Origin of the sequence: Solilutibacter pythonis, from assembly GCF_003697345.1 — a bacterium.
In the GTDB taxonomy this organism is placed as follows: domain Bacteria; phylum Pseudomonadota; class Gammaproteobacteria; order Xanthomonadales; family Xanthomonadaceae; genus Solilutibacter; species Solilutibacter pythonis.
On the sequence record NZ_RFLY01000017.1, the window covers coordinates 1 to 18,879 of the forward strand.

Below are 18,879 nucleotides of genomic sequence, written 5' to 3' on the forward strand. Positions count from 1 at the left end.
TGCCGGTGAGGAATGCGCCGGGCCCGGTCCAGGCGCCGGTGGCCGCGCCATAGCCGGCGCCGAACAGGAAACCGCCGGCCATGCCGCCGGCATTGCGGCCGATGAAATGGTTCTGCGCGGAATCCGCACCGGGTTCGTTGCCTTGGGTATGCAGTTGGACGACGCGGTGGCCGGTATCGATGAAGTCGTGGGCCAACAGGGCGACGCCGGCCGCGCCGGCAACGCGAACGGCCCGGCCGCCGGGGGCGGGGGTGCGTATGGTGCTGGTTTCCGGCCCCACCGGCGCACCGGCCAATATGAGGGGCATCTGCTGTGGGAATGTCGTGCGTAGACGTACATCCAGGGCTTCGGATACTGGCAGACGGCCGGCTTGATTGGCATCGGCAATCGCGGTGCCGAGCGATGGCCGGCCGCCCCAGCGCTCACTGAGCGCAGTGCTGCCCGGTGGGTCGATGGCGTCCAGCGTTTGCCTGAGGTGGGTTTCGGATTGGGTGATGGTTGCCCAGCGCGATTCTGGTGCGGACATCGTGCTGATTTCCGCGATTTGTTTGGCATGGGTACGTTGGTAGCCGTCGATATCGCCGAAGAAGGCGCGAATCTGAGAATTGGCTTGCTCGGGTGTCATGCCTTGCGGCGTATTGGTGACGAGGTCGCCGTTGATCAAGCCGGCTTTGAGTGTGTCGGTCAGCCCATTGACCCGAGTGGCGATGCGTTGGGCGGCGGATCGGTCGCCGTCAAGGGTGGCTTGGCCGTCGGGTGTAAGCTGTAATCGTTCTAGCCGCAATTGCACACCGTCCGAATACCCGCTTAAAGGACCACCTGTGTGCGGCGATACACCGAGGTTGGTTGCCAACACCTGATTGGCTGGTAGGTTAAGCATATTGCGAGAGCCGTGTAGGTCGAAAAGACCTTGTTCCGATAGTGCTCGCAACAACTGGCTGTCTCGAAAAGCTACTTGCTCAATAATGTGATGACCTTGGAAGGCTGGTCTGTCGGCCATTACAGATACTCCCATTCAAAATTCTGTGAATGATGAAATTGATTAACAGTCAGCGGCATCAATGAATCTGATGCCTGTCAGCTTTGACTGCATCACTGCATCATGAAGAATATGATCGCAAAATATCGTAAGTGCGAAAGGCGTGCGGAATATGTGCGATGAGCCAATAGATTCTTCTTTGAAGGTAAGATTTGCCCCACCAGAACGGTCGTAATATTTGCCATTGACAAAATCACCCTTCTCTATCTTAAGTCTTGACGCTTCTTCATCGAGTGCATCCAGTGTGCGCACGACATTACAGAGATAACGTTGGTCGCCGGGTGAGCCATCGGCAAGCGCGAAGTCACAGGCTACAAATGCAAATCCTTCGGGATCGATGGATTCAAATAGCTGCTTCAACCGTTCGGAAACAATCCAGATGCCAGCCAAGCTCTCCAGGTCTCGCGGCATGGCCCCCAATTCCGGCACATGGATCAGTTTTGGTTTCTCGGAGTATTGCTTGGGGTCGCCGTTAGGGGAGGGGATTCTGAAAGTACCAGGAACTCTAAGAGCCTTTTCATTGGCAAACTCTAAGCCGTGGCCCTTTCCGCCACGAATGTCATTTTGAATGATGTAGAACTTACCTATTTGATGCGTACTGTCATACGTGACAGGAATTGCGGTTTCATTGGTCATGGTGATTTCCCTCGTAAGTTTTGTCGCGCTGATCTGGATAGGGGTTGAAAGGTTGGTGGATTAAAATTCAATGAAATTCACGTTCAATAACCTTATAAGAGATCGGGTGGTCGATCAACAGTCGGCAGCATCAATGAACCTGACGCCTGTGGGATTTGATTGCATCACTGCATCACGAAGAACATGGTCGCAAAAGGTTTCTTCTCCAGAAATCAGCTTCATTGCATTGTAGTCGTGTCATGCCGGCTCATAATGGGGTGCTTTCTGTGGCCTTGGCTTTCCGCATTGCTTCCACCTTGGCTATGAGCTCCATCTCTGTATCATCTCATCCCACTCGTGTTTCCACGGAGAATTAATAATAAGCATCTTCGATATTTGGGTTTTTATGATTCCTGTAATTCCCATTTGAAAATCTGGGTTCGAAGGGGGGCTGCTTTATTGGTTCTTTGACGCTTCCCGCTTTCGCATCCTCAATCAGCGGCGGCAAGCCGTGCGGCAGTGCTCGCACATCTTCATTGTTCGGGTATTGCTTCAGCACCCACTCCAAATGTTCGGCGGCCGCTTTGAGTTTTATGTGGGCGATGGTTTGGGTCATGGAAGAATTTCCTCGGTCGAAGGGTGGGTTGCCATGGATGACACATGACGAAGGCTCCGGCTTCGCAATGTCGGATCGCCGGGTGCATTGGGGGTGAGGGGGGCATGGCCGGGCGCCTGGAGTTGCGCCGGAACGGTTTCCGCATTGGCGGTCAAAAAGCCGGGCGTTTCATCGGCAATTCTTCGTTGGGCTGCGGCTATGCTAGTGCGGTCGAATAATTGAGGGAGCAGGCCGATGACCACGCATCGCTGGCGGTTGGACGGGCAACTTGCATTGGTGACGGGGGCGAGCGCCGGTATCGGCCGCGCCATTGCCGCCGAGCTGTTGGGCTTTGGCGCCACGGTGCTCATGACCGCGCGCGACGAGGACGCGCTGGAGGCGGCGCGCGAGGAGCTGGAGGCGGAAATCCCGGGGGGCGAGGCGCATGTGTTCGCCGCCGACGTTGCCGATGGCGGCGACCGTCAGGCGCTGTTCGACTGGGTGGAGGATTTCGGCGGCGATCTCAACATTCTGGTCAACAACGCGGGGGGGAATCTCTCGCGTCCGGCCACCGATTACGCGGATGACGAGTGGCGCGAGATTTTCGAGCTCAACACCTTCAGCGCTTTCGAGCTGTGCCGTTACGTGCATCCGCTGCTGACCCGGCATGCCGTTTCCAGCATCGTCAATGTCGGCAGCGTGTCGGGGCTGACCCACGTCCGTACCGGCGTGGCCTATGGCATGAGCAAGGCGGCGATGCACCAGATGACGCGCAATCTGGCCGTCGAGTGGGCCGAGGACGGGGTGCGCGTCAACGCGGTTGCGCCGTGGTACATCCGCACCCGGCGCACTTCACGAAAACTGGCCGATCCCGATTATCTCGACGAGGTGCTCTCGCGCACGCCGATGGGCCGTGTCGGCGAGCCGCGGGAAGTGGCGGCGGCGGTCGCTTTTCTCTGCCTGCCGGCGGCCGCCTACATCACCGGCGAGTGCATCGCGGTGGATGGCGGCTTTCTGCGCCACGGGTTCTGAGCGCCGGCCGGGGCGGTGGCGCGCTGCGTTTGCGGCGCGTTTGAGCGACGCTGGCTGGTTTTGACATCGAAGGGTGCGGGGCAGCGGCCCGGACGAGAAGGCCGGACGCACCGGTAAATCGCTTCGAACGATGGCCGCGTTGCGCGCTTGGTTTGCCCCGTGCGTGTCTGGTGTGGTCTCAAGCTGGGCGCGGGTGAGCGCTGGCGCGAAACGCCGGCGCGGTATGGCTGGAAGTGCGGGGCCGGCCGCGAGGGGAAACGCCGGGCGGCATGGCGGCCACCCGGCGCGTGCCGGCCTTATTCCGTGGTCTTGCCGTCGAAATGTTCTTCGGTCTCGTCGGCCTTGGTCGGTTGCAGCACGCCGTCGCGGTGTTCCGGCGGGCCGTACAGGGTGTAGAGCTTGAGCGGCGCGTCGCCGGTGTTGATGACGTTGTGGCGGGCGCCGGCCGGGACGATCACGCCCATGTCGGCGCCGATCGTGTGGGTGAGGCCATCGATCACCACCTCGCCCTTGCCGGCTTCGAAGCGGAAGAACTGGTCGTGGGTATCGTGTACTTCGGCGCCGATCTCCTCGCCGGGCTGAAGGCACATCAGCACCAGTTGCAGATGCTTGCCGGTGTAGAGGACGCGGCGGTAGTCGGTGTTGTCTTCGGTGGCTTTCTCGATGTCGTCGACATAACCCTTCATCGGGCTTCTCCTTTTCGTGAACCAGGCCCACATGATGCCGTGGATTGATGAAGATGGCTTGAGTGGCCTCAAGCTGGATCAGGGGCCAGCGGGGGGCGTGGCGCAACTGGTGGCGCTCATCACGCGGCGGGTGCGCAGATGGAGCGCGCTGGCTTTCGCGGCGAGTTCGGGGTTCTCCAGCCGCACCAGCGACTCCGCCTGGCGGTCGTACTGCTTCCATGCTTCGCACAATTCCTGGTCGGGGATGCGTTCGCAGTGGTCTTCGCGCATCTCGCAGGCGGTGGCGCCGCTGTCCTTGCCGTCGCCATCGATGCCGCGCACGCTGAGTTCCTCGCAGCGGGGTTTGCGCTCGCCATCCTCGCTGAGATAGCTGTTGCCGCCGCTCCAGGCGCGGCAGCGGTACAGCGGCGGCGGGGGCAGTGGCTCGGGGGGCGGGGCCGCCACGGTGGCTGGCGGCGGCGGCGGGGGCGGCGGGGGCGGGGCGGGGGCGGCCCGCGCGGCGGGTGCCCGCGCCGATTGCCCGGTGGGGCAGGACGGGCCCGTTTGCGGGGGGATGTCGCCGGTGGCATCCACGCACATCACGGGGGATGAGGCGATGGGGGCCGCCGCTGGCTTTAGGGGTGGAGGCGCCAGCATGGTGCGGGTTTGCTGCGACTGCCCTTTGGGACAGGGCACGCCGTTTTGCAGGGTGACGTTGCCGGTGGCATCGACGCAGCGATAGACCGTCAGTGGGGCGGCGGTGGGCGGGCGTTTTTGCGCGCCGGCGGGCGAGGCGCCGGCGATCGCGAGGAGGAGGGCGAGCAGCGGCCGCTGGGCGGAAGGGTGCGTCATCGTGGGGGGCATTCGGTGGCGAGGCGGGTGTCGATGCCGGCCGATTCCCGGTCCAGTGTGGCGCGTTCGCTCGGCATGGCCTGGAAGTAGCGGCGACGGATTTCGGACTGACGCTCGGACAGCCGTGCGCAGACTTCGGCCTGCGGCAGGGGTGTGCAGGTGTCGTAGACCCAGGTGCCGGCGTTGACGGGGTAGGCGTGGCCGCCGTGGATGGGGGCGCCGATCAGTCGCCGTCCGCTGTCGATCCGCACCGAGGTGTGGCGGTCGCGGTAGTGGATACTGGCCGCGCCGCTTTCGGTCACGGGCATCGGCGGCCAGCCTGGGGATCCCGGCGTCACCGGCAGGCCGATCCACAGTGGTTGCCAGCGCGCCCGGCCCTGTGGCGATTCGCTGGTGTAGCGGCCGCCGTCGGGCGCTTGGCATTCGTACAGCGGACGCGGCGCGGCCAGCGTCATGTAGCGCACGGTTTCGCGCATGGGCGGCGGGGGCGGTGGTGGGGGCGTGCGCACGACCGGCGCGCGCGGCGGGTCGCGCGGGCGGATCATCTGCCGGGTCTGTTGTTTTTCGTTGGGTTGGCAAGGCGAGTCGCGCAGGGTCTGTCTGCCCTTGGCGTCGAGGCAGCGGTAGAGGGTGAGGTCGTCGGCGCGCGCGGCGGCGGCGATGGCGGCCATCGCCAGCGGCAGGAGCGACAAGGGCAGCCACGGGATTCGCATGGCGGCATCATGCGCCGCTTGTCGTGAAGACGAAAGTGGCGGCGGCTGGTTTAGCCGGCCACGGCGGGTTTGTCGCCCAGGAAGCGGGCGATGGCGGCGGCGGCATCGCGGCCTTCGGCCACGGCGGTGACGACCAGATCGGCCCCGCGCACGGCATCGCCGCCCGCGAACAGGCGCGGATGGGTGGTCTGGAACGGCAGCGCCCGCGGCACGGCGTCCGGACCGACGCGGATGCGGCCATCGGCCTGTGCGTCAACGCTGGCTTCGCCCAGCCACGTCGGCAGTTCCGGCGAGAAGCCGAAGGCGATCAGCACGATGTCGGCGTCCAGCACGGTTTCGTTGCCTTCGATGATCCGCGCGCCGCGGCGTCCAGCGGTGTTGGCGGGGCCGGGTTCGGTTTGCGCCATCCGCACGCCGCTTGCGCGGCCGTCGGCGTCGCCGAGGATTTCCAGCGGCTGGCGGTTGAAGAGGAAGCGCACGCCTTCCTCGCGCGCGTTCGCCACTTCGCGCGCCGAGCCGGGCATGCTGGCTTCGTCGCGGCGGTAGACGCAGGTGACTTCCGCCGCGCCAAGCCGCACCGAGGCGCGCACGCAATCCATGCCGGTGTCGCCGCCGCCCAGCACCACCACGCGCTTGCCGCGCACCGCCGGCAGGGCGAGCGTGTGTTCCCAGCCGGCGACCGGGCGCGCGGCGGCCCCGGGCACGCCCTCCACCTCGCGGCCGTGGCCGATCAGGAAGGGCAGCGCCGGCAGCACGCCTCGCAGTTCCTGGCCCGGCAGGCCGCCATCGGTATAGCGGTAGGCGCCGGTGCCGATGAAGACGGCATCGAAATCCTCCAGCAGTTGTCCGATGGCGATGTCGCGGCCCACTTCCACGCCGAGGCGGAATTCGATGCCCATGCCTTCGAGCACTTCGCGGCGCAGGTCGAGTACGCGTTTTTCCAGCTTGAAGGCGGGGATGCCGTAGCGCAGCAGGCCGCCGATGTCCTCGTAGCGGTCGAACACGCGGGCGTGGATGCCGGCATGGGCGAGCCGGTCGGCGCAGGAGAGGCCGGCCGGGCCCGCGCCGATCACCGCGACGCGCTTGCCGGTGGCGCCGACGCGGGAGAGGTCGGGCCGCCAGCCGTCGCCGAGGGCGCGGTCGGCGATGGCTTTTTCCGCCGCGCCGATGCTGACCGCGCCGAAGCCGTCGTTGAGCGTACAGGCGCCTTCGCACAGGCGATCCTGCGGGCACACGCGCCCGCAGATTTCCGGTAGCGGGTTGGTTTCGTGGCAGCGCTCGGCGGCGTCGAAGAGGCGGCCTTCGTCGAGCAGGCGCAGCCATTCCGGGATGAAGTTGTGCAGCGGGCACTTCACCTGGCAATAGGGGTTGCCGCAATCGAGACAGCGCCCGGCCTGCGCGGCGGCGGTGTCCGGGGTGTAGCCGCCGTAGAGTTCGCTCCAGTCGCCGGCCAAGCGCAATTCCAGCGGTTTTTTCGCCGGCATCTCGCGCGGGATGTCGAGGAACTGAAAGACCTGTTTCCGGCTCATGCGGCGCGCCTCAGTTCGTGGGCCAGGGATTCCAGGCTGGCCGCCTTCGGCTTCACCAGCCAGAAGCGGCCGATGACGTCGCGGAAATCGTCCAGCAGCTTCGCGCTCCACCGGCTGCCTGTGTGCCGCGCATGCAGGGTGATGAGGTCGAGCAGATGCTGGCGGTGATGCTCCATGCCTTCGGGCGATATGCGCACGATGTCGATCAGCTCGTGGTTGTAGCGGTCGACGAAATCGCGCTCGACATCCAGCACGTAGGCGAGGCCGCCGGTGAAGCCGGCGCCGAAGTTGCCGCCGGTGCGGCCCAGTACCGCGACCACGCCGCCGGTCATGTATTCGCAGCAGTGCTCGCCCGCGCCCTCCAGCACCGCCAGCGCGCCGGAGTTGCGCACGGCGAAGCGCTCGCCGGCGCGGCCCGCGGCGTACAGCTCGCCGCCGGTGGCGCCATAGAGGCAGGTGTTGCCGAGGATCGGGGTGTCCTGGGTGGCGAGTTTCGATGCCGCGAACGGGCGGATGACGATGCGCCCGCCGGCCATGCCCTTGCCGACGTAATCGTTGGCCTCGCCGGTGAGTTCGAGGTGCAGGCCACCGGCGTTGAACGCGCCGAAACTCTGCCCGGCCACGCCCTGGAGCTTGAGCGTGACCGGGGCGTCGCTCATGCCGAGGTTGCCGTGCCGGCGCGCGATCAGCCCGGACAGCGCCGCGCCGATGCTGCGATCGGTATTGCCGATGGATTCGCTCGCCGTGCCGCCGCGTTTGCGCGCGATGGCGTCGGCCAGCCGCGCCTGCAAGCGCTCGGCCAGGCCGCCGCCGGGCGTTTGCAGCGCCGGCGCGCCGCAGTAGGCGGCGGGCTGGGCGGCGTCGCGTTGCAGGAGGCGGGAAAGATCGATGCCGACGTGATCGCGCGGCATCGTTTCGATCTGTTGCAGCAATTCGGTGCGGCCGATGATTTCGTCGAGCGTGCGGGCGCCGAGCTTCGCCAGCCATTCGCGCACGTCCTCGGCCACGTGGCGGAAGAAGCACTCGACGCGCTCGGGCAGGCCGTTGAAGTGATCCTGGCGCAGGCGCGCGTCCTGCGTGGCCACGCCGGTGGCGCAATTGTTGAGATGGCAGATGCGCAGGTACTTGCAGCCCAGCGCGATCATCGGCGCGGTGCCGAAGCCGAAGCTGTCGGCGCCGAGGATCGCGGCTTTCACCACGTCCAGCCCGCTCTTCAGGCCGCCGTCGGTCTGCATGATCACCTGGCCGCGCAGTTCGTTGGCCTGCAAAGCCTGCCGGGCTTCGGAAAGCCCCAGTTCCCACGGGATGCCGGCATAGCGGATCGAGCCGAGCGGGCTGGCGCCGGTGCCGCCGTCGTGGCCGGAGATGGTCAGCATGTCGGCGCCGGCCTTCGCTACGCCGGCGGCGATGGTGCCGACGCCGGCATGGGCGACCAGCTTCACCGAGATCAGCGCGTGGGGATTGACCTGGCGCAGGTCGAAGATCAGTTGCGCCAGGTCCTCGATGGAATAGATGTCGTGATGCGGCGGCGGGGAGATCAGGCCGATGCCGGGCTTGGCGTAGCGCAGCCGCGCGATCAACGCATCCACCTTGTTGCCCGGCAGCTGTCCGCCCTCGCCGGGCTTCGCGCCCTGGGCGACCTTGATTTGCAGCACGTCGGCGTTGACCAGATATTCCGGGGTCACGCCGAAACGGCCCGAGGCGATCTGCTTGATCGCGCTGCGGCGCTCGTCGCGGTAGCGCGCCGGGTCCTCGCCGCCTTCGCCGGAATTGCTGCGCGCACCGAGCCGGTTCATGGCGATGGCCAGCGCCTCGTGCGCCTCGGGGGAGAGCGCGCCGAGGCTCATCGCGGCGGAGTCGAAACGGCGCACGATGCGCGATACCGGCTCCACCTCGTCGAGCGGGATCGGCGTCGCGGCTTCGCGCAGCCGCAGCAGGTCGCGCAGCGCGGCGGCCGGGCGCTGGTCGATGAACTGGCGATATTTTCGCCAGTCCTCGCGGCTGCCCGAGTGCACCGCCTGTTGCAGCGCCATCACCACTTCGGGGTGGTACTGGTGGTATTCGCCGCCGTGCATCCAGCGCATCAGCCCACCGGGCTCGGGCGTGGTGGTGGCGTCCCAGCCGAAGGCGGCGAGCAGGCGGGCGTCTTCCTCCAGCCGGGCGAAACCCGTGCCCTGGATGCGCGAGGGCGTTCCGGCGAAGCATTTCGACACCACCTCGTCGGCCAGCCCGACAATCTCGAACAACTGCGCGCCGCGATAGCTGGCGATGTTGGCGATGCCCATCTTCGAGAGGATCTTCAGCAAGCCTTTCTTGATGCCGCGGCGGTAGCTGCGTCCGTATTCGCGCGGCTCGCTGGCATGTTTGCCGGCCAGGATGCCGGCGTTGCCGAGCGCGTGCAGTGTCTGGTAGGCAAGATACGGGTAGACGGCGGTCGCGCCGTAGCCGATCAGGCAGGCGAAATGATGCGGATCGCGCGCGCTGCCGGTCTCGACGATCAGGTTGACGTCGCAGCGCAGCCCGGCCCGTACCAGGTGCTGGTGGATGGCGCCGGTGGCGAGCAGCGCGTGTACCGGGATGGCGTCGGGGCGCGGGCGGCGGTCGGAGAGGATCAGCAGCTCGATGCCTTCGCGCGCGGCGGCATCGGCTTCCCGGCACAGGCGATCGAGGGCGGAGTCGAGGCGTTCGCCGCCGGCGAATTGCAGGTCGAGGTAGCGATGCGCCGTGGCGAAGCGTTCCATCCGCAGCAGTTGGTGCAGCTTGCGCTGCGAGAGCACGGGTGAGTTGAGGATGACGTGATCGACGTTCGAAGCCGCGTCCACGAATAGATTGCCCTCGCGGCCGATCTGCGTGGCCAGCGTCATCACGCAGGCTTCGCGCAGCGGGTCGATCGGCGGGTTGGTCACTTGCGCGAACGCCTGGCGGAAGCAGTCGTAGAGCGGGCGCACGCGCTGGCTCAGCACCGCCATCGGCACGTCGTCGCCCATCGATCCGATGCCTTCCTGCTCGGTATCGGCCAGCGGCCGCAGCACGTAGTCGATTTCCTCGCGGGTGAGCTGGTGCAATTTCTGGAAGCCGGCCAGCACGCCCGGTGGGAAGGGGGCGTCGGCGAGCGCCGGGTCGATCAGCTCGGTATGCAGATAGGTCATGCCGTGCTTCAGCCACTCTTTGTAGGGCGCGCGCCGGCGGTTGAGTTCGTCGATGGCGTCGCTGTCGAGCAGCGTGTCGTTTTCTAAATCGACCGCGATCATCTCGCCGGGGCCAAGCTTGCCGCGCGCGGCCACCTGCTCCGGCGCGATGTCCCAGACCCCGGTTTCCGAGGCGATCAGGAAGCGGCCATCGTCGGAAAGAATCCAGCGCGCCGGACGCAAGCCATTGCGGTCGAGCGTGCAGGCGGCGTGGCGGCCATCGCACATCACCACCCCGGCCGGGCCGTCCCAGGGTTCCGAGTTGATCGCGTAATACTCGTAGAAGGCGGCCAGATCGGCATCCTTGAACTCCAGCGATTGCGTCGCCGGGGGGATCAGGATGCGCATCGCCTTGGGGATGTCCATGCCGCCGGCGAGCAGCCATTCCAGCGCGGAATCGAGCGATTGCGAATCGGAGCCGCGCATGGCGATGGGGCTGCCGACATCGTCGATGTCCAGCAGCGGCGAGCGCCACAGGCCACGGCGCGCTTCGGCCCAGCGGCGGTTGCCTTCGATGCTGTTGATCTCGCCGTTGTGGGCGAGGCGGCGGAACGGATGCGCCAGCTTCCAGCGCGGCAGCGTGTTGGTGGAGAAGCGTTGGTGGAACACCACCGCGCGGGCGATGAGTTCAGGTCGTTGCAGGTCGGGATAGAGCGTGGCGAGGTGCTGCGGCAACACCATGCCCTTGTAGTTGATGAGGCGCGCGCTCAAGCCGACGACATGGAAATCGGCTTCGTCGGCCAGGTCGCGTTCGGCGCGCAGGCGGGCGGCGTAGAGGGCGCGCTCGAAGGCGGGGAGCGCGCCCGCCCCGCGCGTTTGCGCGAACACCTGGCGGATGAGTGGACGCGTGCGTTGCGCCAGCGCGCCGCAGATCGAGACATCGAGCGGCACTTCGCGCCAGCCGAGGGTATCGATGCCGGCATCGGCCAGATGCGTTTCCAGCGCGACGACGCAGCGCGCGGCGGCGCGCTCGTCAGTCGGCAGGAATACCAGCCCGGTGGCGAGCGGCGTGTCGGCGCGCGCGCCGAGGCCGGCCTCTTCCGCCAGCAGCCGGATGAAGGATTCCGCGCCGGCGATCAGCACGCCGCAGCCATCGCCGGACAGGCCGTCGGCGGCTACGCCGCCGCGATGGGTCATGCGCGAGAGCGCGTTCAGCGCATCGTCGATCAAGGTGCGTTCGGCGTCGCCGCGGACGCGCGCGATCATGCCGAAGCCGCAGCTGTCGTGTTCGGTGTCGCTGGCGTAGAGACTGCGCGTGTGCATCGCGGGGTCCGGCTGGCGTGGCCCCTGAATACAGCACAATTTGTGCGCCGCCGCAATTCGCTCCGGTGTGGACTTTGGTCTAGCCGCGCACGATGGCGCCGCTGCGGGCGTCGCGGATCAGGCTGGGTGCGTCGCGGCCGTCGGTTTCGCCTTCGCACACACCGTCGATGCGGGCGAGAAGCGTGGGGTCCAGCTCGCCTCGCCGACGCGCGGCCGGCTGGCCGGAGAGATTGGCGCTGGTCGATACCAGCGCGCCGCCGAAGGCCGTGCACAGCGCGATGACCCCGGGGTGCGCCGAGACTCGCACAGCGATGCCGTCATGCGCGCCGGTGATCCAGCCGGGTGCGTTTGCCGTGGCCGGCACGATCCAGGTGTTCGGGCCGGGCCAGCTTTGGCGCGCGGCGGCGCGCGGCGCGGGGGGCAGGCGCGCCATGTCGATGAACGGGGTTAGCTGGGTCTCGTCGGCGGCGATCAGGATGAGCCCCTTGCCGATGTCGCGGTGCTTGATTGCGAGTAGGCGCCTTACCGCGGCTTCGTTCGATGGATCGCAACCCAGGCCCCAGACGCCTTCGGTGGGGTAGGCGAGGATGGCGCCGGCTTTCAGGCGGTTTCCGGCGGCGTGGGGGGGCAGGGGCGGCATGGGGGTGGATTGGAGAGGGCTGCGCTCAGTCATCGATTCCACCGAACCATGCTTCGACGTCGCGGTTCGGGCCGTTCGGTGGGCGTGCGCGGGTCAGCCGGTGGAGGTTGTCGTCATCGGCATACGCCACATAGGAGCGCCGACGCGGGATGGCGTCGTCATCGAACCTGACCTCGATCCGGGATACCCGGTCGGCCCCGTAGGGCGCGGTGCGCGCGTGGCCGTGGCGGGGCTTGCCATCGGCCGTGCGGCGCAGGCGGAGCGCCTCGTCGTCTTCGTTGCCGCTGGCGGCCAGGCTGCGGTGGCGGCTGGCCTTTCGGGTGGCGTCATAGCCGATGACCCGATAGCGGCCGGCCGGCCAAGCGCTGGCCCTGGCCTGGTTGCCCTGGGCCGGCGGACGCGATTCCGCCAGCACGCGTTCCGCGGCCGGATCGGGCGGCGCTGACAGGGCAAGCAGCAGGATAGGGTCGATGGCGTTGCTCCTAAGGCCGTCTGCCGCGTGGGGCGGTCAGAACGGCGCGTCGTCGCTGGCGGGCTTGGCGGTTTTCTTCGCCGCCTTCTTCGTCGCGACTTTTTTGGTCGCGGTTTTCCTGGCGACGGTTTTCTTCGTGGCCGCTTTTTTCGCCGGCGCCTTGGTCGCGGCCGCTTTCCTGGCCGGCGCTTTCTTGGCCACGGTCTTGGCCGCGGCCTTCTTGCCCCAGCCCTTGCGCGCCGGTTTGCCCGTGTCGGCCAGCATTTGGGTGGCTTCTTCCAGGGTCAGCGATTTCGGGTCGCGATCCTTGGGAATCTTGCCGTTCATCGCGCCGTCGCTGATGTACGGGCCGAAGCGGCCGTTCAGCACTTGCACGTCGCTGCCTTCCCACTGGCTGATGATGCGGTTGCGGGCGATCTCCTCCTTCTCCTCGATCAGGGCGAGCGCGCGCTCGAAATCGATGGTGTAGGGGTCGTCCTCTTTCTTCAGGCTGGCATAGGTGCCGCCGCGCTTGGCGAACGGGCCGAAACGGCCGATGCCGACGCTGACTTCCTCGCCGTTGGATTCGCCGAGTTTCCTGGGCATGTCGAACAGCTTGAGCGCCTGTTCCAGGGTGATCGAATAGATGCTCTGGCCGGGCGTGAGCGAGGCGAAGCGGGGTTTTTCCTCGTCCTCGACGGTGCCGATCTGCACCATCGGGCCAAAGCGGCCGATGCGGGCGCTGACTTCCTTGCCGCTGGCCGGGTCGGCGCCGAGCACGCGCGCGCTGCCGGCGTCGGTGCGGTCGAGGCTTTCGGTCTTGTCGGTCACGAGGGTCTTGAACGGGCCCCAGAACTTCTCCATCAGCGGAACCCACGCTTCCTCGCCGCGCGAGACGGCATCCAGCTCGTCCTCCATGTGGGCGGTGAAGTCGTAATCGACGTATTGGGTGAAGTGCGAGGAAAGGAACTTGGAGACCGCGCGGCCCACGTCGGTGGGACGGAAGGCGCGGCCTTCGAGTTCGGTGTATTTGCGAAACAGCAGCGTGGCGATGATCGAAGCGTAGGTGGAAGGCCGGCCAATGCCGTATTCCTCCAGCGCCTTCACCAGCGATGCTTCGGTGTAGCGTGGCGGCGGCTGGGTGAAATGCTGGTCGGCGTGGATGCGTTCGAGCGGCACGTTGTCGCCGGGCTTCATCGTCGGCAGTTTGCGGCCTTCGTCGTCGTCCTCGGCGGATTTCTGGTCCTTGCCCTCTTCGTACACGGCGAGGAAGCCGGGCACCACCACCGTGGTGCCGCTGGCGCGGAAGGCGTGCTCGCTGCCGGCGGCCAGCTCGACGGTCACGGTATTGAGCGTGGCCGGAATCATCTGGCAGGCCACGCTGCGCTTCCAGACGAGTTCGTAGAGCTTGCGTTCGTCGTCGCTCAGGAAGCGCGCGACCTGCGCCGGCGTGCGCAACGCGGAGGTCGGACGGATCGCCTCGTGCGCCTCCTGCGCGTTCTTCGATTTGGTCTGGTAGAAGTTGGGCTTGTCCGGCAGCGAGGCGGTGCCGTAATCGCGGGCGATGACGTCGCGGATCTCGCCCAGCGCGTCCTGCGACAGGCTGACCGAATCGGTACGCATGTAGCTGATCAGGCCGACCGTGCCTTCCTCGCCGATGGCGATGCCTTCGTACAGTTTCTGCGCCACCTGCATGGTCTTGCGGGTGGTGAAGCCCAGCTTGCGCGCGGCTTCTTGTTGCAGGGTGGAAGTGGTGAACGGCGGCGAGGGCCGGCGCTTGCGCTCCTTGCTGGCGACATCGGTGACGTGCAGGCGACCGTTGGCGGCGGCGGAGATCCGCTTGCGCGCGTCCTCGGCGGATTCGCCATCGGTGAGGGTGAATTGTTCGAACTTCTTGTTGTCGAGCTTGACCAGCTTGGCGCTGAAATGCTGGGTGGGATGCGCGCAGTCGGCTTCGATCGTCCAGTATTCGCGCGCCTTGAAGGCTTCGATTTCCTCTTCGCGCTCGACGATCATCCGTAGCGCCGGCGATTGCACGCGGCCGGCCGACAGCCCGCGCTGCACCTTGCGCCAGAGCACCGGCGAGAGGTTGAAGCCCACCAGGTAGTCCAGCGCGCGCCGCGCCTGTTGGGCATCGACCAGCGGGGCGGAGATGGTGCGCGGTTCGGCGATGGCCTCGCGGATCGCGCGCGGGGTGATTTCGGTGAACACGACCCGGTGCAGGGGCTTGTCCTTCAGTAGCTTCTTTTCTTTCAGTATCTCGGCGATGTGCCAGCTGATCGCCTCGCCCTCGCGGTCCGGGTCGGTGGCGAGGTAGATGTCCTCGGCGGCCTTGGCGGCCTTGGTGATGGCGGCGACGTGCTTTTCGTTTTTCTCGATCAGCTCGTAGCGCATGCGGAAGTCGTCGTCGGGATCGACCGCGCCCTCCTTCGGCACCAGGTCGCGCACGTGGCCGTAGCTGGCGAGGACGTGGAAATCCTTGCCGAGGTATTTGTTGATCGTCTTGGCCTTGGCCGGTGATTCGACGATGAGGAGGTGCTTGGACATCGCGTGCGGTTCCATGCGGCGCGGCCGCAACGGGAGGTGGGAGTGCAGAAACCGGCGCCCGGGGGACGCCGGGCGCCGGTGAGTTCTTTTTATAGTGGAATCATGCCGATGAGCGACCTGTCAAGCCAACGGGAGGCTGCGGTTCAGTGCCAGCCGCCGGCGCCGATCGCGGCGATTACCAGGCCAAACAGAACCAGGCTGAGCAGGATGAGGATGGCGCCGACCACCAGCACGGCGATGGTCACGCCGTCCAGGCCGCGTTTTTGCAGTTCGGGGCGGTGGGTGTAGGCCCATTTGTCCACCACCACGGTGTCGCAGATCATGTCGTGGAGGCCGCGCTTGCGCTCGGTGAAGGCGGCCATCAGCACGCCGACGTAGAGCGGCAGGCAGCCCAGCAGCAGGGCGAAGTAGCGGCCGAAGCCGCGCCAGAAGCCGATCCGCGCGCCCTCCGGGCCGCAGACCTTGATGCCGACGGCCATCTTGCCCAGCGTGGCCTGGGCCGGGCGCGAATGCATCCAGGCGAAATAGGCGGCCTGCATGCCGAACAGCAGGAAGTACACCAGGCTCATCAGCGGCAGCATGGTCATCAGCGGGGCATCGGCGTACTGATTGAGGCTGGCGGCGGTCAGGCCCATCATCATGGATAGCGGCAGGATGAGCGCGTAGCTGGCGACGCCGATGATCATCGAATCCAGCCAGTTGGCCGCGACCCGGCGCCAGAAGCCGGCGTAGGCGATGTCGCTGCGGTCGATGTCGGCGCCGGCCGGCATGATCGCGGCCTGCGAGGGTAGCGGGTCGATGCCGGGCGCGGCGGGGGGCGTGGCCAGTTCCGGCACCGTGGCCAGCGGCAGCCAGTCGGCCATACCGTCCTTCCACACCAGGGTGTCGGCGCGCAATTCGCCGCGGGCCAAGCGGGCCATCAGCTCGTCGGTGGTGATCGGGCCATGCTGCTGGCGCGCGGCATCGACGTGGAACCATTCGGCGGCGGGCAGCACGGGCGGGAGGGTGTCTTCGGTCATGGCGATGCGCCGGGAGAAGTTGGGCGCAGTGTAGCGGGGTGGATCAGTCGCGGCACTGCCGCGGCAGGTATTGGTGGTTGGCGGTGCCGGCGCAGACCCATTCGCGCGGGCCGTCTTTCCCGCTCTGGCGGTACTCCCAGCGCAGCGTGGTGCCGTCGAGACGGGTATGGCCGGTGCCGCCGAAGGTGAGGGTGATGGCGCAGACCGGGGTGGTTCCGTCGCCGTCTTCGCGCGGGCCTACCTCGACGCGCGTCACGCCATCGAGGTCGAAGCCGTTAGCGGTGGGGATGTCGTCCTCGCCGTTGCCCGGGCAATGGCCGTCGTCAGCCTGGCGTTCGGCGAGGTGGGCGCGCAGGCCCGCCAGCCCGGCGCTGGCCGTCGCCACTTTGGCGCGCAGGACGTAGTTCTGGTAGGCGGGCACGGCGATGGCGGCGAGGATGGCGATCACCGGGATCGAAATCGCCATCAGCCCGGCGGCGACCAGCAGGGCGATCAGGCAGCCGCCCATTTTCTTCTTCCCGGCCGCGGGGGAAGGCGTGCCGCTGCCGAAGGCGACCGCGCGCATGTCGGGCGGCGGCAATTCGAACACCTCGGCCAGGGGCCGCCACTTGTCCATGCCCTGGCGCCAGACCAGGCTTTCGCGGCGCAGCCGGCCGTCGCGATGGAGCGCGAGCACGTCCTCGCGCCCGACCGGGCCTTGGCGCCGGTAATCGAGATCGGCGTAGAACCAGGCTTCGCCGCTTGGCGGCGGGGCAGTTTCTTGATTGCTCATCGGCAGTCTTCCGGCAGGCTTTTATTGGGCAGGCCATGGGCGCTACAGCGCCAGACGCCGCCGTGGTCGGGGCGGTATTCCATCGTCATCTGGCCGACCAGCGGGGGCTTTTCCTTTTGGCCGTTGATGTCGATCCGCAGCGCGCAGCCGCCGTTGCCGGTGGGGCCGAACTCGACCGCCTGGAGCATGTAGTCGCGGTAGTCGCGCGGTTGAGTGAAGGAATCCTCGCCACTTACCGGGCAGCGCCCGGTCTGGTCGTGGAAATGCTGGATTTGCATGCGCATGACCTGCGTGGTGGCCAGCAGGTAATCTTCATCCTTCGTGGCGTACCGCACGTAGGCCGACAGGGCGAACGCGGCGACGATGACGGCGAGGCCCACCGCCGAGACGGCCGCCAGTGCGACGAGTACGACCAGGCAGCCGGAGCGGCCGCCCCGCTGGCGCTCGGGGTAGGGGGTGAAGGCCCATTTGTCCACCACCAGCGTCTTCGCCATCACATCGTGCAGGGCCTTCTTCTCGGGGGTGAAGGCGGCCATGATGAAGCCGATGCACAGGGTGAGGTAGGACAGGCTGGCGGACATCCAGCGCAGCAGCGCGCGCGGCGGCTTGATCGGCTTGCCAGCGGTATCGGTGACTTTGATGTTGAGCGCGCGTTTGCCCAGGGTGGCCTGGTGGCGGCCGGATTCCTGCAAACTGTAGTAGAGCGCCGCGATGATGGGGTAGAGGAAGAGGTAGAGGTCGCCGAGGTCGCTGACCTGCCCTCGGTCGATGTTGCGGAACGCCCCGTTCAGGAAGCCGAATAACAGGGTCAGGCCGATCAACGGAATGCTGATGGCCAACTGGTCGAGAAACAGGGCCGCCCAGCGCCGCCAGAAGCCGGCGTGGACCACCTCGTGGGGGCGGCCTGGTGGCGGGGCGTCGGTGGCGCGGTGGAGGTCGCCGGACGAACGCGCCGCTGGCGTGGCCATCGAGTCCCCGGCGGGCGCGGGTCGCGTGGCGGCGAGTTCGGCGAACTCAGCGATGTCGCGCAGGGGCTTCCAGGCTTCCATGCCCTCGCGCCAGGCGAGCATGTCGGCATGGGCTTCGCCATTGTGCAGGGCGAGCCTGAGCTGTTGCGTGTCGAGCGGTCCCTGGCGCTTGCGCGCGCTATCCAGGTAGTACCAGTTGTGTCGTTCCATCCCCATTGTCCCCTGGCGCCGATGCTAGCGGCGCCAAGTGGAGTGTAGGGGCCGCGCGCCAGGCAGGGAAGATGTGCCCTCAGTCGCCGCTGGCGGTGGTTTCCGGGGTGGGGGCGGCATCCAGCCCACGGGCGCGCCGCCAGCGCGCCACCGCTTCGACCAATGCACTGTCGAGCGCGACGCGTTCTTGTTGCTGTTGGCGCAGCGATTGTTGCGCTTCCATCACCGCGGCGCGTTGGTTGCGTACGTTCTTGGCCAGTGTGGCGGACACTTCGCCGCCTTGCAGCTCGGCATCGGCGGCGTTTTGCAGCAGTCGCAGCAGGGCCATGTGCTGGTTATCGATGGCCATCCGCGCGGTCTTGATGCCTTGGTCGACCAGGTCGTAGCGGATTTTGTAGGCGCGTTGCAGCGCTGCCTCGGATTCGTAGGATTCGGCTAGCGCGAGATCGGCCCGTTTGCGGGCCTGGGCAAGTTCGTTTTCGAGTTTTTGCCGTGCTTCCAGCACGCGCTGGGCGGCTTGTTCTTCCGCTGTCGGCGCGCGTTCGATGCGGGCGTTGGGCAGGCCGGTCTTGCCGCTCATCTCGGTGCGCGCGCTGTTCACCGCCGAGGCCGGCAGGGCATCGGCGCAGATCCGGCGTCCGTCTTCGTTCCAGCAATACAGGCGTTTTTCGGCCGATTTTTCCTGTGCCGGCGCGAGCGGGGCAAGGCCGAGGGCGAGGAGGGTGGCGAAGAGGGCGGTGGGGCCGGTGATGCGCATGCGTGGCTGCTCCATGGCGGCGGT

15 protein-coding genes and 1 pseudogene are annotated in these 18,879 nt (G+C 66.9%); 1 reads left to right on the forward strand and 15 read right to left on the reverse strand.

The genetic code is table 11. The features are described from left to right. The 3 genes and pseudogenes from EBB59_RS13510 to EBB59_RS10980 form a co-directional block, all read right to left on the reverse strand. Positions 1–1,000 (reverse strand): annotated as a pseudogene (locus tag EBB59_RS13510) (AHH domain-containing protein); the annotation flags it as partial. A gap of 42 nt (positions 1,001–1,042) precedes the next feature. Next, positions 1,043–1,675: an imm11 family protein gene (locus tag EBB59_RS10975; protein WP_122102195.1), complete on the reverse strand. Its 633-nt coding sequence runs from the start codon at positions 1,673–1,675 to the stop codon at positions 1,043–1,045. 352 nt (positions 1,676–2,027) lie between these two features. Then, complete coding sequence (locus tag EBB59_RS10980) at positions 2,028–2,270, reverse strand: hypothetical protein (RefSeq protein WP_122102196.1); 243 nt, start codon at positions 2,268–2,270, stop codon at positions 2,028–2,030. Between the two features lie 234 nt (positions 2,271–2,504). Here EBB59_RS10980 and EBB59_RS10985 point away from each other — a divergent pair, with 234 nt between their 5' ends. Further along, entirely contained in the window at positions 2,505–3,281 is a 777-nt protein-coding gene (locus EBB59_RS10985; protein ID WP_122102197.1) for an SDR family oxidoreductase, read from the forward strand. A gap of 296 nt (positions 3,282–3,577) precedes the next feature. On the opposite strand, the gene EBB59_RS10990 is transcribed toward EBB59_RS10985, so the two are convergent. The 12 genes from EBB59_RS10990 to EBB59_RS11040 form a co-directional block, all read right to left on the reverse strand. Continuing rightward, entirely contained in the window at positions 3,578–3,967 is a 390-nt protein-coding gene (locus EBB59_RS10990; RefSeq protein WP_122102198.1) for a cupin domain-containing protein, read from the reverse strand. Between the two features lie 78 nt (positions 3,968–4,045). After that, positions 4,046–4,798, reverse strand: coding sequence for a DUF4124 domain-containing protein (locus tag EBB59_RS13865; protein WP_158601784.1), 753 nt, complete (start codon positions 4,796–4,798; stop codon positions 4,046–4,048). Beyond that, the gene (locus EBB59_RS13870; RefSeq protein ID WP_158601785.1) at positions 4,795–5,511 is read right to left on the reverse strand and encodes a hypothetical protein; all 717 of its coding nucleotides are present in this window, start codon (positions 5,509–5,511) and stop codon (positions 4,795–4,797) included. The genes EBB59_RS13865 and EBB59_RS13870 overlap by 4 nt, the downstream gene beginning before the upstream one ends. 50 nt (positions 5,512–5,561) lie before the next feature. After that, positions 5,562–7,040, reverse strand: a complete 1,479-nt coding sequence (locus EBB59_RS11000; protein ID WP_122102200.1) for an FAD-dependent oxidoreductase — start codon at positions 7,038–7,040, stop codon at positions 5,562–5,564. Next, entirely contained in the window at positions 7,037–11,491 is a 4,455-nt protein-coding gene (gltB, locus tag EBB59_RS11005) for a glutamate synthase large subunit (protein WP_122102201.1), read from the reverse strand. Before gltB ends, EBB59_RS11000 begins: the two co-directional genes overlap by 4 nt. Positions 11,492–11,570: 79 nt before the next feature. Continuing rightward, a complete protein-coding gene (gene tsaC, locus EBB59_RS11010) occupies positions 11,571–12,131 on the reverse strand; it encodes an L-threonylcarbamoyladenylate synthase type 1 TsaC (protein WP_122102202.1) in 561 nt (186 codons plus the stop codon). Between the two features lie 25 nt (positions 12,132–12,156). After that, entirely contained in the window at positions 12,157–12,546 is a 390-nt protein-coding gene (locus EBB59_RS11015; protein WP_122102203.1) for a hypothetical protein, read from the reverse strand. A 93-nt stretch (positions 12,547–12,639) separates the two neighbouring features. Beyond that, the gene (locus EBB59_RS11020) at positions 12,640–15,129 is read right to left on the reverse strand and encodes a DNA topoisomerase I (RefSeq protein ID WP_122102245.1); all 2,490 of its coding nucleotides are present in this window, start codon (positions 15,127–15,129) and stop codon (positions 12,640–12,642) included. 143 nt (positions 15,130–15,272) lie between these two features. Continuing rightward, the gene (locus EBB59_RS11025; RefSeq protein ID WP_122102204.1) at positions 15,273–16,148 is read right to left on the reverse strand and encodes an RDD family protein; all 876 of its coding nucleotides are present in this window, start codon (positions 16,146–16,148) and stop codon (positions 15,273–15,275) included. A 43-nt stretch (positions 16,149–16,191) separates the two neighbouring features. Continuing rightward, positions 16,192–16,920: a pilin gene (locus EBB59_RS14410; RefSeq protein ID WP_122102205.1), complete on the reverse strand. Its 729-nt coding sequence runs from the start codon at positions 16,918–16,920 to the stop codon at positions 16,192–16,194. Beyond that, a complete protein-coding gene (locus EBB59_RS11035; RefSeq protein ID WP_158601786.1) occupies positions 16,917–18,098 on the reverse strand; it encodes an RDD family protein in 1,182 nt (393 codons plus the stop codon). The genes EBB59_RS14410 and EBB59_RS11035 overlap by 4 nt, the downstream gene beginning before the upstream one ends. A 79-nt stretch (positions 18,099–18,177) precedes the next feature. Continuing rightward, on the reverse strand, positions 18,178–18,870 hold the full coding sequence (locus EBB59_RS11040; protein WP_147455568.1) for an ATP synthase subunit B family protein: 693 nt from the start codon (positions 18,868–18,870) through the stop codon (positions 18,178–18,180). Positions 18,871–18,879 lie beyond the last annotated feature (9 nt).

What these genes read in the sequence shown, in the direction of transcription:
- EBB59_RS10975 (WP_122102195.1), bottom strand. Translation starts at nt 1,675, where the DNA reads ATGACCAATGAAACCGCAATTCCTGTCACGTATGACAGTACGCATCAA.
- EBB59_RS10980 (WP_122102196.1), bottom strand. Translation starts at nt 2,270, where the DNA reads ATGACCCAAACCATCGCCCACATAAAACTCAAAGCGGCCGCCGAACAT.
- EBB59_RS10985 (WP_122102197.1), top strand. Translation starts at nt 2,505, where the DNA reads ATGACCACGCATCGCTGGCGGTTGGACGGGCAACTTGCATTGGTGACG.
- EBB59_RS10990 (WP_122102198.1), bottom strand. Translation starts at nt 3,967, where the DNA reads ATGAAGGGTTATGTCGACGACATCGAGAAAGCCACCGAAGACAACACC.
- EBB59_RS13865 (WP_158601784.1), bottom strand. Translation starts at nt 4,798, where the DNA reads ATGACGCACCCTTCCGCCCAGCGGCCGCTGCTCGCCCTCCTCCTCGCG.
- EBB59_RS13870 (WP_158601785.1), bottom strand. Translation starts at nt 5,511, where the DNA reads ATGCGAATCCCGTGGCTGCCCTTGTCGCTCCTGCCGCTGGCGATGGCC.
- EBB59_RS11000 (WP_122102200.1), bottom strand. Translation starts at nt 7,040, where the DNA reads ATGAGCCGGAAACAGGTCTTTCAGTTCCTCGACATCCCGCGCGAGATG.
- gltB (WP_122102201.1), bottom strand. Translation starts at nt 11,491, where the DNA reads ATGCACACGCGCAGTCTCTACGCCAGCGACACCGAACACGACAGCTGC.
- tsaC (WP_122102202.1), bottom strand. Translation starts at nt 12,131, where the DNA reads ATGCCGCCCCTGCCCCCCCACGCCGCCGGAAACCGCCTGAAAGCCGGC.
- EBB59_RS11020 (WP_122102245.1), bottom strand. Translation starts at nt 15,129, where the DNA reads ATGTCCAAGCACCTCCTCATCGTCGAATCACCGGCCAAGGCCAAGACG.
- EBB59_RS11025 (WP_122102204.1), bottom strand. Translation starts at nt 16,148, where the DNA reads ATGACCGAAGACACCCTCCCGCCCGTGCTGCCCGCCGCCGAATGGTTC.
- EBB59_RS14410 (WP_122102205.1), bottom strand. Translation starts at nt 16,920, where the DNA reads ATGAGCAATCAAGAAACTGCCCCGCCGCCAAGCGGCGAAGCCTGGTTC.
- EBB59_RS11035 (WP_158601786.1), bottom strand. Translation starts at nt 18,098, where the DNA reads ATGGAACGACACAACTGGTACTACCTGGATAGCGCGCGCAAGCGCCAG.
- EBB59_RS11040 (WP_147455568.1), bottom strand. Translation starts at nt 18,870, where the DNA reads ATGGAGCAGCCACGCATGCGCATCACCGGCCCCACCGCCCTCTTCGCC.